This is a genomic window from Mesorhizobium sp. 10J20-29 (assembly GCF_054130485.1).
The window spans coordinates 1,867,711-1,883,504 of sequence record NZ_CP199156.1; the positions used below are offsets into that span (position 1 = coordinate 1,867,711).

14 protein-coding genes are annotated in these 15,794 nt (G+C 68.2%); 10 read left to right on the top strand and 4 right to left on the bottom strand.

The genetic code is table 11. The features are described 5' to 3' along the window. Positions 1-33 precede the first annotated feature (33 nt). Both iolG and ACT2BZ_RS08965 read left to right on the top strand, forming a co-directional pair. The gene (iolG, locus tag ACT2BZ_RS08960) at positions 34-1,023 is read left to right on the top strand and encodes an inositol 2-dehydrogenase (protein ID WP_457940554.1); all 990 of its coding nucleotides are present in this window, start codon (positions 34-36) and stop codon (positions 1,021-1,023) included. A 10-nt stretch (positions 1,024-1,033) separates the two neighbouring features. Then, positions 1,034-1,861, top strand: coding sequence for an SDR family oxidoreductase (locus tag ACT2BZ_RS08965; RefSeq protein ID WP_457940555.1), 828 nt, complete (start codon positions 1,034-1,036; stop codon positions 1,859-1,861). Between the two features lie 9 nt (positions 1,862-1,870). On the opposite strand, the gene ACT2BZ_RS08970 is transcribed toward ACT2BZ_RS08965, so the two are convergent. After that, positions 1,871-2,704: a MurR/RpiR family transcriptional regulator gene (locus ACT2BZ_RS08970; RefSeq protein WP_457940556.1), complete on the bottom strand. Its 834-nt coding sequence runs from the start codon at positions 2,702-2,704 to the stop codon at positions 1,871-1,873. Between the two features lie 139 nt (positions 2,705-2,843). Here ACT2BZ_RS08970 and ACT2BZ_RS08975 point away from each other — a divergent pair, with 139 nt between their 5' ends. The 7 genes from ACT2BZ_RS08975 (at position 2,844) to ACT2BZ_RS09005 (ending at position 12,203) form a co-directional block, all read left to right on the top strand. Next, positions 2,844-3,953 carry a Gfo/Idh/MocA family protein gene (locus ACT2BZ_RS08975; RefSeq protein WP_457940557.1) on the top strand — a complete coding sequence of 370 codons (1,110 nt, stop codon included), beginning with the start codon at positions 2,844-2,846 and terminating at the stop codon, positions 3,951-3,953. 162 nt (positions 3,954-4,115) lie between these two features. Beyond that, entirely contained in the window at positions 4,116-5,297 is a 1,182-nt protein-coding gene (locus ACT2BZ_RS08980; protein ID WP_457941259.1) for an ABC transporter substrate-binding protein, read from the top strand. A 69-nt stretch (positions 5,298-5,366) separates the two neighbouring features. Beyond that, complete coding sequence (locus ACT2BZ_RS08985) at positions 5,367-7,046, top strand: ABC transporter permease (RefSeq protein ID WP_457940558.1); 1,680 nt, start codon at positions 5,367-5,369, stop codon at positions 7,044-7,046. Between the two features lie 24 nt (positions 7,047-7,070). Next, the gene (locus ACT2BZ_RS08990) at positions 7,071-7,715 is read left to right on the top strand and encodes an ATP-binding cassette domain-containing protein (RefSeq protein WP_457940559.1); all 645 of its coding nucleotides are present in this window, start codon (positions 7,071-7,073) and stop codon (positions 7,713-7,715) included. Then, positions 7,715-10,204, top strand: a complete 2,490-nt coding sequence (hrpB, locus tag ACT2BZ_RS08995) for an ATP-dependent helicase HrpB (RefSeq protein ID WP_457940560.1) — start codon at positions 7,715-7,717, stop codon at positions 10,202-10,204. The genes ACT2BZ_RS08990 and hrpB overlap by 1 nt, the downstream gene beginning before the upstream one ends. Positions 10,205-10,242: 38 nt before the next feature. Beyond that, the gene (locus tag ACT2BZ_RS09000) at positions 10,243-11,625 is read left to right on the top strand and encodes an ActS/PrrB/RegB family redox-sensitive histidine kinase (RefSeq protein ID WP_457940561.1); all 1,383 of its coding nucleotides are present in this window, start codon (positions 10,243-10,245) and stop codon (positions 11,623-11,625) included. A gap of 14 nt (positions 11,626-11,639) precedes the next feature. Continuing rightward, complete coding sequence (locus tag ACT2BZ_RS09005) at positions 11,640-12,203, top strand: ActR/PrrA/RegA family redox response regulator transcription factor (protein ID WP_457940563.1); 564 nt, start codon at positions 11,640-11,642, stop codon at positions 12,201-12,203. A gap of 1 nt (position 12,204) precedes the next feature. Here the strand turns inward: ACT2BZ_RS09005 and ACT2BZ_RS09010 are convergent, their stop codons facing one another. Then, on the bottom strand, positions 12,205-12,705 hold the full coding sequence (locus ACT2BZ_RS09010; protein ID WP_457941260.1) for an MmcB family DNA repair protein: 501 nt from the start codon (positions 12,703-12,705) through the stop codon (positions 12,205-12,207). A gap of 275 nt (positions 12,706-12,980) precedes the next feature. Here ACT2BZ_RS09010 and ACT2BZ_RS09015 point away from each other — a divergent pair, with 275 nt between their 5' ends. Next, positions 12,981-13,373 (top strand): low affinity iron permease family protein, encoded by a 393-nt coding sequence (locus tag ACT2BZ_RS09015; protein ID WP_457940564.1) that lies wholly within the window; start codon positions 12,981-12,983, stop codon positions 13,371-13,373. 18 nt (positions 13,374-13,391) lie between these two features. Here the strand turns inward: ACT2BZ_RS09015 and ACT2BZ_RS09020 are convergent, their stop codons facing one another. Then, complete coding sequence (locus tag ACT2BZ_RS09020; RefSeq protein WP_457940565.1) at positions 13,392-14,381, bottom strand: SDR family oxidoreductase; 990 nt, start codon at positions 14,379-14,381, stop codon at positions 13,392-13,394. Between the two features lie 89 nt (positions 14,382-14,470). After that, positions 14,471-15,781 carry a hypothetical protein gene (locus ACT2BZ_RS09025; RefSeq protein ID WP_457940567.1) on the bottom strand — a complete coding sequence of 437 codons (1,311 nt, stop codon included), beginning with the start codon at positions 15,779-15,781 and terminating at the stop codon, positions 14,471-14,473. Positions 15,782-15,794: the final 13 nt, after the last annotated feature.

The window sequence follows — 15,794 nt, forward strand, 5'->3', positions numbered from 1 at the left end:
ACTTCACAGCACCACGACAACAAGGACGGCTCCATGATTTCCATCGCGCTGCTTGGCGCCGGCCGCATCGGCCAGATTCACGGCAGGAACATCGCCGCCTCGCCGCGCGCGAAACTGGCGGCCATCGCCGACCCGTTTCCGGAGGGCGCCAAGACGCTGTCGGCCGCGACCGGAGCACCCATACGCACGGCCGAGGAGATCCTGGCCGACAAGAGCATCGACGCGGTGCTGATCGGCACGCCGACCGACACCCATGCCGACTATATCGATGCGGCGGCCAAGGCCGGCAAGGCGGTGTTCTGCGAGAAGCCGGTCGACATGAGTTCGGCGCGGATCAGGGAAACGCTGGAGCGCGTCGACAAGGCCGGCATCGCCCTGATGATCGGATTTAACCGGCGCTTCGACCCGAACTTCGCGGCGCTCCAGAAGCGGCTCGCCGACGGCGCGGCCGGCAATGTCGAGCTGGTCACCATCCTGTCGCGCGACCCCGCACCCCCGCCGGTCTCCTACATCAAGCATTCCGGAGGCCTGTTCCGCGACATGATGATCCACGATTTCGACATGGCGCGGTTTCTGCTGGGCGAGGACGCGGTCGAGGTCTTTGCCGTCGGCTCGGCGCTGGTCGATCCGGCGATCGGCGAGGCAGGCGACGTCGATACCGCCGCCGTGGTGCTGAAGACGGCGTCCGGAAAGATCTGCCAGATCTCCAACTCGCGCCGCGCCACCTATGGCTACGATCAGCGCATCGAGGTGCACGGTTCGAAGGGCATGCTGTCGGCCGCCAATGTTCCCGAGACCACCGTGTCTTTCGCGGGCGCGGACGGGATTGTCGCCGACCCGGTGCAGAACTTCTTCCTCGAGCGCTACGCTGCCGCCTACAGGCGGGAGATCGAGGCTTTCATCGACGTCGTCGAGAAGGGGACCAGGCCAAGCCCCGACGGCACCGACGGGCTGAAGGCGCAGATGATGGCCGATGCGGCCACGCAATCCCGTGAGACCGGCAAGCCGGTTTCGATCGGCTGAGGAGGAAAGCATGTTCGATGCATCGTCGCTGAAACTGTCTTCGCTCGAAGGCAAGGTCGCCATCGTTACCGGCTCGACGCAGGGGCTGGGCGAAGCGATTGCGCATCTCTTTGCCGAGCGCGGCATCGCCGGGCTGGCGATCACCGGCCGCAATGCAGAGCGCGGTGCGAAGGTGAAGGCGGCGCTCGAGGCGAAGGGCGTGAAGGTGATCTTCGTCGCCGCCGACCTCGCCAACATGGACGACACCCGCAAGGTGGTCGCCGAGGCCGACAGGGCGTTCGGTCGCATCGACGTGCTGGTCAACTCGGCCGGCATCACCGACCGCGGCACCATCTGGGACACCGACCCGGAACTGTTCGACCAGATGTTCGCCGTCAATGTGCGCGCGCCGTTCTTCCTGATGCAGGACACGCTGAAGGTGATGAAGCGCGAGAAGATCGAGGGTTCTGTCGTCAACATCATCTCGATGTCGGGGCATGGCGGGCAGAGCTTCATTACCGCCTACTGCTCGTCGAAGGGCGCGCTGATCACGCTGACCAAGAACGTCGCCTATTCGGTGCTCAACCACCGCATCCGCGTCAACGGCCTGACCATCGGCCACATGGACACGCCGGGCGAGGACCGCATCATGAAGACCTATCACGGTGCGCAGGAAGGCTGGATCGAGGATGCGAAAAAGCAGAAGCCGTTCGGCCGGCTGCTCGATACCGCCGAGGTGTCGCGCGCCGTCGCCTATCTGTCGAGCGCCGAAAGCGGCATGATGACCGGCTCGATCATCGACTTCGACCAGCAGGTCGCCGGCACCGGCGATTCGCCGCCGATCCCGCCGGCTGTCTGAGACGACCGCCTAGCGCTCGCTGCGCCGTCCGGCGACCGCGACGGCGAGCGTCATGGCGACTGCCATGGTGGTCGCAAGCGAGCGGAACCCCTCGAAATTCGCCTCGGCAATCTCGATCATCACATCGGCCGGCGCGGCGATCGGCGACATCACCGAATCCGTGATGGTGACCATCTTCGCGCCGCGCGTCCTCGCCGCCCCGGTCAGCGCCACAGTCTCGCTGGCATAGGGCGCGAAGCTGATCGCAAGCGCGGCATCCTTCGGGGTGATGAAGCTCGCCTGTTCGGAACCCATTCCGGCGACCCCGTCGACCAGGATGCTGCGCACGCCGAGCTTGCCCATCGCATAGCTTAGATAGGAGGCAATCGGGAAGGAACGGCGCAGGCCGATGAGATAGATGATCTCGGCGCCTGCGAGCACGTCCACCGCCCGGTCGATCGCCGCGTGGTCGAGCTTCTCGCGGAAGCTGGCTATGGACCGCTCGCTGGCTTCCAGGAACCCGTCGAGCACCAGCCCCGACTTGCTGCCGGCGATGCCGTGGTCGCGCAGCTGCGACAGGCGCTCGTCATAGTTCAGCACGCGTTCGCGCAGCCGCGAGCGAAACACTTCCTGCAGTTCGGAAAAACCCTGGTAGCCGAGCGCGTGCGAAAAGCGCACCAGCGCCGATGGCTGCACTTCGGCGCTGGCGGCAATGCTGGCGACCGTGCCGAAGGCGATCTCGTCGGGAAATTCGAGCGCGTAGGCGGCGACCTGCGCGAGCCTGCGGGGCAGGTCGCCGGCCCGACCGGCAATGGCCGTGCGCAAGGCCTGGTAGTCCCTGGGTGCGTCCTGCGTGGCCGTCATCGCCCTGCCCGTTCGAAACGTTTCGACAGGAATAGAACAAAAATTCCAGACCGAACAGCCGATGCAGCTTCTATTCCATTATGCGACGCGGTAGATCGGAAATGCGCCGCCGCTGGCGGTGGTCGGAGGGAGCTGTTGCATGCAAGAGATCGGCGTCGGCCTGATCGGAACCGGATTCATGGGCAAGGCCCATGCGCTGGCCTGGAATTCCGTGCGGCCGGTCTACGGCGACGTGCCGGCGGTGCGGCTGGTGCATCTGGGCGAAGCCAACCGGGAACTGGCCGAGAAGAAGGCTGCAGAATTCGGTTTCGAGAAAGCGTCCGGCGACTGGCGGGAGGTGATAGCCGACCCGGCAGTCGATGTCGTGTCGATCACCACGCCCAACCGCTTCCACCTCGAAATGGCGCGGGCAGCACTCAAGGCCGGCAAGCATGTCTGGTGCGAGAAGCCGATGGCGCCCAATCTCGGCGAGGCCGAAGAGATGCTGGCGGCCGCCCGCGCTTCGGGCAGGACGGCGGTGCTTGGCTACAACTACATCCAGAATCCGACGATCCGTCACATCCGCAAGCTGCTCGACGAGGACGTGATCGGCGCGGTGAACCATGTCCGCATCGAGATGGACGAGGATTTTCTGGCCGACCCGGAAGCGCCGTTCCAGCAGCGCCACGAGGCCTCCAACGGCTATGGCGCGCTCGACGATTTCGGCGTGCATCCGCTGTCGCTCATCCAGACGATGTTCGGCCGCGTCACCCGCGTCATGTGCGACATGGCAAAACCCTATCCGACGCGCCGGACACCGGAAGGCGAACGAGCGGTCGAAGTCTATGACATCGCCACCATCCTGCTCAGGCTGGAGAACGGCGCCTCGGGATTCATCGCGGTCAGCCGCACGGCCTGGGGCCGCAAGGGTCGCATCGCGATCCAGATCTTCGGCGCAAAGGGGTCGATCCTCTACGACCAGGAGCGGATGAACGAGTTCCAGCTCTATCTGACCGCCGACCGGCCGACCGAGCAGGGTTTTCGCACCGTCCTGACGGCGCCGCACCACAGGCCCTATGACCGCTTCATCCCGGCGCCCGGACACGGCCTCGGCTTCAACGAGCTCAAGACCATAGAATGCCGCCAGCTGATCGGCCGCATCATGGGCGAGGACAGCGTGGCGGTGACTTTCGAGGAAGGCATCCTGATCGAGCGGGCGGTCGATGCCATGGCGCGTTCCTTCAAGGAGGAGCGCTGGGTCGAAGTCTAGGCGGGCATTCCGGTTCAAGCCGCTCTCACCCCGAAGTGAACGCCGCTTGCTTATCCGTGCATTGACCCCGCTTACGCGACAATGCTCAAACGCCGGACGACCGCAAAGGACCGGGAGGCTGGATTGAAACAGGCAATTTTGGGCATTGCATCGCTGCTCGCCATGACGCTGGCGGCGGCGGCGGAACAACCCGATGCCGCGAAATGGGATGCCGTGCTTGCCGAGGCGAAGGGCGAGACCGTCTATTTCAACGCCTGGGGCGGCGCCGAGAACATCAATGCCTATCTAGAATGGGCCGGCGACGAGTTGTCCCGGCGCTACGGCGTCACGATGGTGCATGTGAAGCTCGACGACACCGCCAATGCGGTGGCCAAGGTCGTCGCTGAAAAGGCCGGCGGCAAGGATGCCGGCGGCACCGTCGACCTGATCTGGATCAACGGCGAGAATTTCGCCTCGATGAAGGAGCAGGGCCTGCTGTTCTCGCCCGGCTGGGCCGAAAGCCTGCCCAACTGGCGCTATGTCGACATCGAGAGCAAGCCGACCATCCGCACCGATTTCACCATTCCCGTCGAGGGTCTGGAAAGCCCCTGGGGCATGGGCAAGCTGGTCTTCTTTCACGATTCGGCCCGCACCGACGCCGCCTCCATGCCGGGATCGGCGAAGGACCTCTTGGCCTGGGCGAAGGAAAACCCGGGTCGGTTCTCCTATCCGCAGCCGCCGGACTTCGTCGGCTCGTCCTTTCTCAAGCAGGTGCTGAGCGAACTCGTGACCGACCGCAGCCTGCTCCTGAAGCCGGTGGACGAGGCGACGTTCGACGCCGTGACCGCGCCGCTGTTTGCCTGGCTGGACGAGATCAACCCGCTGCTGTGGCGCGGCGGCAAGAGCTTTCCGCAGAACTACTCCGCCATGAAGCAGCTGCTCGCCGACAACGAGGTCGACATCATCTTCGCCTTCAACCCGTCCGAGGCGTCGAGCGGCATTGCGGCCGGCGAACTGCCCGACACGGTGCGCTCCTTCACCTTTCCGGGCGGCACGCTGTCCAACACGCATTTCGTGGCGATCCCCTACAATGCAGCCGCCAAGGCCGGCGCCCTGGTGCTGGCCGACTTCCTGATCTCGCCGGAGGCACAGGCACACAAGCAGGACCCGGTGGTCTGGGGCGACCCGACGGTGCTGGCGGTCTCGAAACTCGACGCCGCTGACCGCGCCCGCTTCGACGCGCTGGACCTCGGCGTCGCGACGCTGAAGCCCGACGAACTCGGCCCCGCACTTGACGAACCGCATCCGAGCTGGATGGATCGGCTGGAAACCGAATGGAAGCGGCGCTATGGGGCTGCCAACTGAGCGATCGCCTGCGTCACCGGCTGACCAGCCCGTGAGGCCGGCCGGTCTCGGCTGCCCATCGCCAGCGCCATGCTGACCAGGCTCGGGCCGCCCTTCGCCATTCTGCTGCTCGCTGGCCCGATCGTCGCCGGGCTGGCCGGCACGGTTCTGCCGGCCCTCGGCTATTTCCCGGCGCTCGGCGGCTTTTCCCTCAGCCTTGCGCCCTTTGCTGCCGTTCTTGCCGAACCCGGCATCTGGATGTCGGTGGCGATAAGCCTCGGCACCGGGCTTGCCGCCACCGCCATCTCGCTTGGCGCGGTCATGCTGTTCGTCGCCGGCTGGTCCGGTACGCGCATCTTCGCCCGCATCCAGCACCTCGTGTCGCCGCTGCTGTCGGTGCCGCACGCTGCGGTGGCCTTCGGGCTAGCCTTCCTGATCGCGCCGTCAGGCATGCTGGCGCGTCTCGTGTCGCCGATGCTGACCGACTGGCACCAGCCGCCGGACGTGCTCATCGTGCACGACCCGGCCGGGCTGACGATGACGGCGGGGCTGATCGTCAAGGAAATCCCTTTCCTGCTGCTCATCGCGCTGGCCGCCCTGCCGCAGACCGACCCGGCCCGCACAAGGGCGCTTGCCGCCTCGCTCGGCTATGGCCAGGTCGCCGGTTTCCTGCACGGCACATGGCCGCCGCTCTACAGGCAGATGCGGCTGGCCGTTTTCGCCGTCATCGCCTTCTCGACCTCGGTCGTCGATGTCGCGCAGATCCTCGGTCCGACGACGCCGGCGCCGCTCGCCGTCCGGCTGATCGAGTGGATGCGCGACCCCGACCTCTCGATGCGCTTCCTGGCCTCGGCCGGCGCGATCCTGCAACTGGGCGTGACGGCGCTGGCCATCGCGATCTGGATCGGCTTCGAGCGCATGTCCACCGCCATGTGCCAGCGCATACGCGATACCGGCTGGCGGTTTCGCGGCGACGCCTGGCTGCGGGGTGCCGCACTCGCGGCGGTGATGCTGGCAGCCTTTGCCGTGTTCGCCGGCCTGGCCACGCTGGCGCTCTGGTCGGTGGCGGGCCTGTGGCAATACCCCGACGCGCTGCCTGAGTGGCTGACGCTGAAGACCTGGATGAAGACGCTGCCGCGCGTCGCCGGGCCGCTGGCGACGACGGTTCTCGTCGCCACCCTGTCGACGCTGCTTGCCGTGGCGCTTTCGCTGCTGTCGCTGCTGCGCGAGGACGAAACGGGCCGGCGCGGCGGGAGCGGTGCCCTGATGCTGCTTTACCTGCCGCTGATCGTGCCGCAGGTCGCCTTCCTGTTCGGGCTGCAGTTGCTGCTCATCCTGGCCGGTGCGGAGGCAAGCCTGCCGTCGCTGGTCTTCGCCCATCTCGTCTTCGTCATGCCCTATGTCTTCCTGTCGCTGTCGGATCCCTGGCGCGCCTATGACAGGCGCTACGAAGCGGTTGCCGCCGGCCTCGGCAAGCGGCGCTGGAGCGTGTTCTTCCGCGTCAAGCTGCCGATGCTGGCGCGGCCGGTGCTGACCGCGGCGGCGGTCGGCTTTTCGGTTTCGGTCGGGCTCTATTTGCCCACCGTGCTGATCGGCGCCGGGCGGCTCGAGACGATCACCACCGAGGCCGTGGCGCTGGCCTCGGGCGGCAACCGGCGCGTCATCGGCGTCTATGCCTTCCTGCAGATGGTCCTGCCGGCGCTGGGCTTTCTGGTTGCGATCTTCGGTCCCGCGCTGATATTCCGGCATCGCCGTGCCATGCGGGTATAGGCCGGGGGGCGGATACGGGATTGCATGACTGAACAGGGTCTCCACCTCGACCACGTGTCGATCGCGCTGAAGGGCAAGACGCTGCTTGCCGTCGACCGGCGCGTGGCGCCGGGCGAGGTGTTCACCGTGATGGGGCCATCGGGCTCCGGCAAGTCGACGCTGCTCGCCTTCATCGGCGGCTTTCTCGACCCGGCCTTCTCGGCCTCGGGAAGGGTGTTCATCGACGGCGCCGACCTGACCGGCCTTGCCGCGCAGGACCGCCACGCGGGCATCCTGTTCCAGGACCCGCTGCTGTTTCCGCACATGTCGGTCTGCGCCAACCTTGCCTTTGCCATCCCGGCCAGCGTGAAGGGCAGGTCGGCGCGGGCCGCGCTTGCCGATACCGCGCTCGAGGATGTCGGCCTCGCCGGTTCCGGCGCGCGCGATCCCGACACGCTGTCGGGCGGCGAGAAGGCGCGCGTGGCGCTCGCCCGCTCGCTGCTCTCGGGCCCGCGCATGCTGTTGCTCGACGAGCCTTTTTCGAAGCTCGACGCCGGCCTGCGGCAGCAGGCGCGCCAGCTGGTCTTCGACAAGGCGCGCGCCATGCGCCTTCCGGTGGTGCTGGTGACGCATGACGAGGCCGACGCGGAGGCCGCCGGCGGCGCCATCCTGCGTATCGACGATTGCTGATGCGCGACCTGCCAGCCCTGCCGGTCACCGAGGTGCTGCCGGCGCTCGCCGGGGCGCTCGAGGTCGGCCGCAGTGCGGTGCTGGTCGCGCCGCCCGGCGCCGGCAAGACGACGCTGGTGCCGCTGTCGCTGCTCGACGCACCCTGGCTGGGCAAGGGGCGCATCGTGCTGCTCGAGCCGCGCCGACTTGCCGCCCGCGCGGCGGCCCGGCGCATGGCATCCCTGCTCGGCGAGGAGCCCGGCGACACGGTCGGCTACGCCATGCGCATGGAAAGCAGGATGTCGGCAAGGACCCGCATCATGGTCGTGACCGAGGGCGTGCTGGCGCGCATGATCCTCGACGATCCGGAGCTGCCGGGCGTCTCGGCGGTGATCTTCGACGAGTTCCATGAGCGTTCGCTCGACGGCGATTTCGGGCTGGCGCTGGCGCTCGACGTGCAGGACGCGCTGCGCCCGGACCTCAGGCTGCTGGTGATGTCGGCGACGCTCGATGGCGCCCGCGTCTCGACGCTGCTTGCCGGCGCGCCGGTGATCGAAAGCCAGGGCCGCAGCTTCCCGGTCGAGGTGCGCCACGAGGAGCGCGCGCCGGGCACGCCGATCGAGGACGCCATGGCCAAGGCGATCCGCGAGGCGCTCGCCGCCGAACCCGGCAGCGTGCTCGCCTTCCTGCCCGGCCAGCGCGAAATCCTGCGCACGGCCGAGCGGCTGGAAGGGCGCATTCCGGACAATTGCGATGTGGTGCCGCTCTACGGCATGCTCGACGGCAAGGCGCAGGACATGGCGATCAAGCCGGCGCCCGCCGGCCGCCGCAAGGTCGTGCTGGCCACCGCCATCGCCGAGACCTCGATCACCATCGACGGCGTGCGCGTTGTCATCGATTCCGGCCTGTCCCGGCTGCCGCGGTACGAGCCGGCGACGGGGCTGACCAGGCTGGAGACGGTGCGCGTGTCGCGCGCCTCGGCCGAACAGCGGGCCGGCCGCGCAGGCCGAACGCAGCCGGGCGTCGCGATCCGCCTGTGGCGCGCCGAGCAGACCGCCGCCCTGCCGGCCTTCACGCCGCCCGAAATCCTCGAGGCCGACCTGTCCGGCCTGATGCTCGACTGTGCTGCCTTCGGCGTCGCCGATCCGGCGACGCTGCGCTTTCTCGATCCGCCGCCCGGCCCGGCGCTCGGCGAGGCACGCGCCCTGCTCGAGGAACTCGACGCCATCGACGAGGCCGGCCGGTTGACGCAAGCGGGGACGGCGATGCGCCGGCTGGCGCTGCCGGTCCGGCTGGCTCACATGGTGGCGGTCGCCGCCGAAACCGGACGCCAGCGCGAGGCGGCCCTGCTGGCCGTATTGCTGACCGAGCGCGGGCTGGGCGGTGACGCGGCCGATCTGGAGCGCCGCCTGTCGCGCTTTGCCACTGACCGCTCGCCGCGCGCCAGTGCCGCGCGGCAGCTTGCCGAAAGGCTGGCCAAGGCCGCGGCTGCAAGGAGTGGACAATCTTTGCGCGGCGGGGACGGCGCGGCCCGTGCCGGATCGGGCTCCGCCGGCGCCCTGCTGCTCGCTGCCTGGCCCGACCGCGTCGCGCGGGCGCGCGGCGAACGCGGCCGCTTCGTACTCGCCAATGGCAGCGGCGCACAGCTCGACGCCGCAGATCCGCTGGCCGGCGAGACCTATCTCGTGGTGGCCGACCTGCAGGGCAAGGCGCAGAATGCCCGCATCGCGGCAGCCGCCGCAATCGCGGAGGAGGATATCCGCGCGGCGCTTGGCCACCGCATCGAGACGCATACCGAGAGCGCCTTCGACCCGGCGCGCGGCGCTGTCAGGGTGCGCGAGGCGGTGCGGCTCGGCGCCATCAGGCTAAGCGAGCGCATGCTGCCCGCCCCCTCGGGAGCGGAGGCCGACCGCGCGATCCTCGACGCGATCCGCGCGCACGGGCTCGGCCTGCTGCGCTGGAGCAAGGACGCCGAGACGCTGCGCCAGCGCCTCGGCTTCCTGCATCGCGGCCTCGGCGCGCCGTGGCCCGACGTTTCCGACGCGGCGCTGGTCGCGGGGCTCGACGAGTGGCTCCTGCCCTTCCTGTCGGGCGAGGCGTCCTTCGCGCGCATCGATGCCGGCGTGCTCAATGCCGGCCTGATGTCGCTGGTGCCGCACGACCTGCAGCGGCAGCTCGCAAAGCTCGCGCCGACGCATTTTGACGTGCCGTCCGGAAGCCATGTACCGATCCGCTACGACGGCGAGCAGCCGGTGCTGGCGGTGCGCGTGCAGGAACTCTTCGGCCTCGACCGCCACCCCGCGATCGCCAGCGGTACCGTGCCGCTGACGCTCGAGCTTCTGTCGCCGGCGCACCGGCCGATCCAGACGACGCGCGACCTGCCGGGCTTCTGGCGCGGTTCATGGGCCGATGTGCGCGCCGACATGCGCGGCCGCTACCCGAAACACGTCTGGCCCGACAACCCGCTCGAAGCCGCCGCCACCAGCCGCGCCAAGCCGCGCGCCAAATAGCGCTTGGCGGCGACCGGCTGGCCGGGCATATACGCCCGATGACCAGCGACCTCGACACGCCAGACCTCGCCCAGAGCCAGCGGCTTCGCCTCAACACGCTGATCCGGCTGCGCTGGCTGGCCATTGTCGGCCAGAGCATCACGGTGGTGATCGTCGCCTATGGCTACCAGTTCCCGCTGCCGGTGGTGCCGTGCTTCGCGCTGATCGCGACCTCGGCGGCGCTCAATCTCTATCTGGCGCTGAACTACCCGGCGACCTACCGGCTGAGCACGCCGGCGGCCTTCGCCATCCTGACGCTCGACGCCTTGCAGCTTGCCGGCCTGCTGTTCCTGACCGGCGGCCTGACCAACCCGTTCTCGCTGCTGATGATCGTGCCGGTGGTGGTTTCGGCAACCTCGCTGCCGCTGCGCATGACCGCACTGCTCGGGGTGATGGTCGTGGCCATGGCGAGCGTGCTGGTGTTCTTTCACTTCCCGCTGCCCTGGTTCGACGGCACGGCGCTCGCCATGCCCTTCATCTATGTCGCCGGCATGTGGATGGCGCTGTCCTCCTCCATCGCCTTCACCGGCATCTACGCCTTCCGCGTGGCCGAAGAGGCCAGGCTTCTGGCCAACGCGCTTGCCGCCACCGAGCTGGTGCTGCAGCGCGAGCAGCATCTGTCGGCGCTGGACGGGCTGGCGGCCGCCGCCGCGCATGAGCTTGGCACGCCGCTCGCCACCATCGCGCTGGTCGCGCGAGAGATGGAGCTGACGCTCGGCAACGACGCCACCTATGGCGAGGACGTGCGCCTGCTGCGTTCGCAGAGCGAGCGTTGCCGCGATATCCTGAAGCGCCTGACCAGCCTCTCCTCCGAGGGTGAGATGCACCTTGCCCGCCTGCCGCTGACCTCGCTGGTCGAGGAGGTAATCGCGCCGCACCGCGACTTCGGCATCGCCATCCGTCTCGAGCCCGGCGAGCAGTCGGGCCCCGAGCCGGTCGGCCAACGCAACGCCGGTGTCATCTACGGTCTCGGAAACCTCGTCGAGAACGCCGTCGATTTCGCGGCGGCCAGCGTCACCGTGCGATGGAGCTGGAACGACGAGGAGGTGACCCTGCGCATCGCCGACGACGGGCCGGGCTTCCCGCCGGAGATCATCGGCCGCATCGGCGATCCCTATATGTCGACGCGCCAGGGCGCCGAGCGCGGCGGCGGGCTGGGGCTTGGCCTGTTCATCGCCAAGACTCTGCTCGAGCGCTCGGGCGCCACGCTGTCGTTCAAAAATCATCGCGCCCCGCATGAGGGCGCCTCGATCGAGATCGTCTGGCCGCGCGCGCTGTTCCTGGCGCGCGGGCAGGCGGCCGACCAGGCACTGCCGGATGCGTTTGCGGACGCCCAGTTGGATAAGCCGGCACAAGACCTATATGGTGCGAAGCAGGACTAGAGACGGGCGCAGCGATGACAGCAGACGACAACCCCGATATCGGCACGATCGGCGAGGATGCCTCGCTCCTGATCGTCGAGGATGACAAGCCGTTCCTGACCAGGCTTGCGCGCGCCATGGAAGGCCGCGGCTTCGCGGTCGACACGGCCGAAAGCGTGGAGGAGGCGGTAGCCAAGGTGCGCGCCAATCCGCCGGCCTATGCGGTCGTGGACATGCGGCTGGCCGACGGCAACGGGCTCGACGTCATCGCCGCCATCCGCCAGAAGCGGGAGGACACGCGCGCCATCATCCTGACCGGCTACGGCAATATCGCCACCGCCGTGACCGCGGTGAAGCTCGGCGCCGTCGACTATCTGTCGAAGCCCGCCGATGCCGACGAGATCTTTGCCGCGCTGACCCGCTCGGCCGGCGAGCGCGCCGCGCCACCGGAAAACCCGATGTCGGCCGACCGCGTGCGCTGGGAACACATCCAGCGCGTCTATGAAATGTGCGAGCGCAACGTCTCGGAAACCGCGCGGCGGCTCAACATGCACCGCCGCACCCTGCAGCGCATCCTGGCCAAGCGCGCGCCGCGCTAGGCTACTCGCTTTCGCCGTCGAGCGCCGGCACCGACACGCCGGCAAGCTCTGCCGCAAGCAGACGCGCAGCACCGGCGCGCGCCAGCCTGAGCATCAGCGCCTTGCGCGTCGCCGGCGCCAGCCGGTGCTCCGGCGCATCGCGCAGGATCTCGGCGCCGTAGCCGTCCGACAGGATGAAGCCGCATTCCTCCGGGAAGATGTCCGCCGGCACGCCCGGATGCGTGGCGAAGAAGAAGCGGTCGGAATGCAGCCTGTAGTCCGGCCATTTGCGGTCGACGCGAAAATCCTCGACCGACGATTTGATCTCGATGATCCAGATGTCGCCCTTGGCGGTCAGCGCCACGAGGTCGGCGCGCCGGCCGGTCGCCAGGCTGAGCTCCGGCAGGACGTGCGCACCCATCTGCGCCAGCAGCCGCTGCACGCCGCGCCGCACGAGCAGGGCGCGGTCCGACTGGCGGCCGTCGATCAGCGAGTTCTGCTGCAGGGGCGAGACGATGGGCATGGCCGCACCATGACAGAGTCTGTTCACGATTTGAACCCGGTTCTGTCAGCTGGGAACTGGCGATGCGCAGCCGCGTTATCCGGGCCAAGATTGCGTGAGAGTGTGCGCCATGACCCAGCCTGGAAGACCATCGCCGCGGCCGGAACCCTTTCCGGCCCCGCAGCCAGCCCCGGTTCCCCCCGACCCGGCGCCGCCGCCGGGCCCTATACCGATACCGCCGGTTCGGCAGCATTTCGGTCTTACACGCCCGGTTCAACTCGTCGGATGAGACGTCGATGGAAAGACTCTTCACCAGAATTGCCAACGCGGTCGCCCGCGCCGCCGGCCGGCCGATAACCTTTCTCGGCTGCTGCCTCATCATCGTCCTGTGGGCGATGACCGGGCCCGTCTTTCACTACAGTGACACCTGGCAGCTGATCATCAACACGGGCACAACCATCATCACCTTCCTGATGGTATTCCTCATCCAGAACACGCAGAACCGCGACGGTGCGGCGGTTCAGACCAAGCTCGACGAACTGATCCGCGTCAGCAAGGGCGAGAACTCCTTCATCGGCATCGAGCACCTCTCGGAGACCGAGGTGCTGGAATTCCGCAGCCGCTGTGAGGCCGCGGCCAAGCAGCATGACCGGCTGACGGCCGGAGGCCTGGCGCCGGCCGCTGAGTGACGGCCGGCGCGTTCTGCTTCAATAGCCGCCGATGATCGGCAGGATTTCGCCGGTGATGTAGCTCGAGCATTGCGGCGAGGCGAGGAACACGTAGGCCGGCGCGATCTCCTCGGGCTGGGCCGGCCGCTTCATCGGCGTGTTGCCGCCGAATTCCGAGACATCGCCTGCCTGTCGGTCCGACGGGTTTAGCGGCGTCCAGACCGGTCCGGGCGCCACGGCGTTGACGCGAATGCCCTTGCCCAGAAGGTTGCCCGACAGAGCCCGCGTGAAGGCGTGTATGCCGCCCTTGCTCATCGAGTAATCGACCAGTTCCTTCGACCCCTCGATCCCGGTGACCGACCCCGTGTTGACGATCGCCGAGCCCGGCTTCATGTGCGCTACGGCCGCCTGGGCCAGGTTGAAATAGCCGTAGAGATTGGTCTTCAGCGTGGCGTCGAAATGCTCGGGCGTCAGGTCCTCGAACTTCGTCGAATGGACCTGGAAGGCGGCGTTGTTGACCAGCACGTCGAGCCCGCCGAGTTCCTTGACCGTGCGGGCGACTGCCTTGATGCAATGGGCGCGCAGGGCCACGTCGCCGGAGATCAGGATGGCCTTGCGGCCCTCCGCCTCGACCGCCGCCTTGGTGGCGTGCGCGTCCTCGTGCTCCGTCAGGTAGGCGATGGCCACGTCCGCGCCCTCGCGCGCGAACAGCACCGCGACGGCCCGGCCGATGCCGGAATCACCGCCGGTCACCAGCGCCACCTTGCCCTCGAGCTTGCCCGACCCGTGGTAGTAGGGAGCGTCATACATCGGCGCCGGGTCGATCAGCCGTTCCTCGCCGGGTTTCGGGTGATGCTGCTTCGGGAATGGCGGCGCGGGGTATTCGCGCGCCCCGAGCTTCGCGGCGACGGGCTTTTCGTCCTTCCCGTCCTCGCGGTCGTTTCTGTCGACGGTCGCCTGGATCTTGCGCTGCCTGGCCGCCGCCGTTTTGGCGTTGCCGTTCTTCTTGGTGCTGGTCTTCGTCGCCATGTCGGTCTCCGGTTTCATGCGTCCACCCCAAACGCGCGAAGCGCCGGAAGGTTGTGGCGGCAGGAAAACGCGGCGTCGAGGCGGGCGAGCTAGGCCTGGCGTTCCGCCTCCCATGGCTCGATCCGCCGCGATTGCAGCAGTGCGAAACCCGACACGGCGGCAAAGAAGCCGCCATAGACCCACAGCAGCCCAGTCGGCTCGAACCGCCCGATCAGCATGATCGCCTCCGCCGCACCTGCCCCGACCGTGGCGAAGACCGCAACGCCGAGCACCAACCGCCTCGCATTCAGGTAGGAAAGGAACAGCGTGGCCGGCTGGTAGAAGCCGCTGACCATGATGATGAGCGCCGCGGCCGGTGCGGCTTCGGGCGGAACGACATTGTTCGGGCCGAGCAGGAGATCGAAGACGAAGGGCGAGAAGAACAGCACCGAGCCCGCCGGGATGGCAGTCGCGGCGGCGCAAAGCAGCGTGACCCGCCATAGGCCGCGCTGCGCCTCGGCGCGCTCGCCGTCGATGAGGTGCCGGCTGATGCGCGGCAGGAAGATCTCGGCCAGCGTCCGTGTCCCGGCCATGGCGAGGCGGGCGACCTTCATCACCGAATCGAACACCACCAGCACCGGCCCGACGCCGAACAGCGCCGTCAGCACCGCATAGGGCGAGTTCAGCACCAGTAGCTCCGACAGGGCGAAGGCGAGCGAAGCCCAGAACTGTTTCCAGTAGGCGAGAAATCCCGTGCGCGCGGGATTGGCCGGGCCGGCCGCCAGCACCGGCGCGCGGCGCGCGGCTCTCAAAACGACCGCCATGAAGAGCACGATGACGACGGTCGTCGCCATGCCGTAGAGCAGGAAGTCGCCGGTCAGCCAGAACAGGCCGAGCGCCAGCAGGAAGGCGAAGCGGCGCAGGATGGAGACGAAGGCGAAGCGGCGGCCGAGATCGGCCGCCCATGCCGTCGATTGCAGGTCGAAGGACCAGTAGTTGGTGAACAGGCAGCCGAACAGGAAGAGCGCGTTGCCGAGGTAGCGCACGGGGTCGTCCGTGCCGAACCACAGCGGCACCGCGAAGGAGAGCAGGAGAAGCAGGCAGGCCTGGCCGGCCAGGAACCACACGACCGCGCCGCGTGCCGCGCCGGCCATGCCGGCAGCCGCCGGGCGCAGCGCCATGTAGTTGGCGCGCCCGATCGCCTGGTCGGCCGGCTGGATGTAGAAGCCGACGGCGGTCAGGAAGACGATCTCCGCATAACGCGGCTGGTCGAGCAGGCGCGCCAGCACGAGAAGCTGCAACAGGCTGAAACCGAGGTTCATTGCCGTGTGCAGCACGTGCAGGGCGCCGAATCCGGTCGCCAGGCCGAGGATGCGGGACATCCGGCCGGCCGGTACGGGCTGGGACAACTCCTGGGTCATCTATTTGCTACGG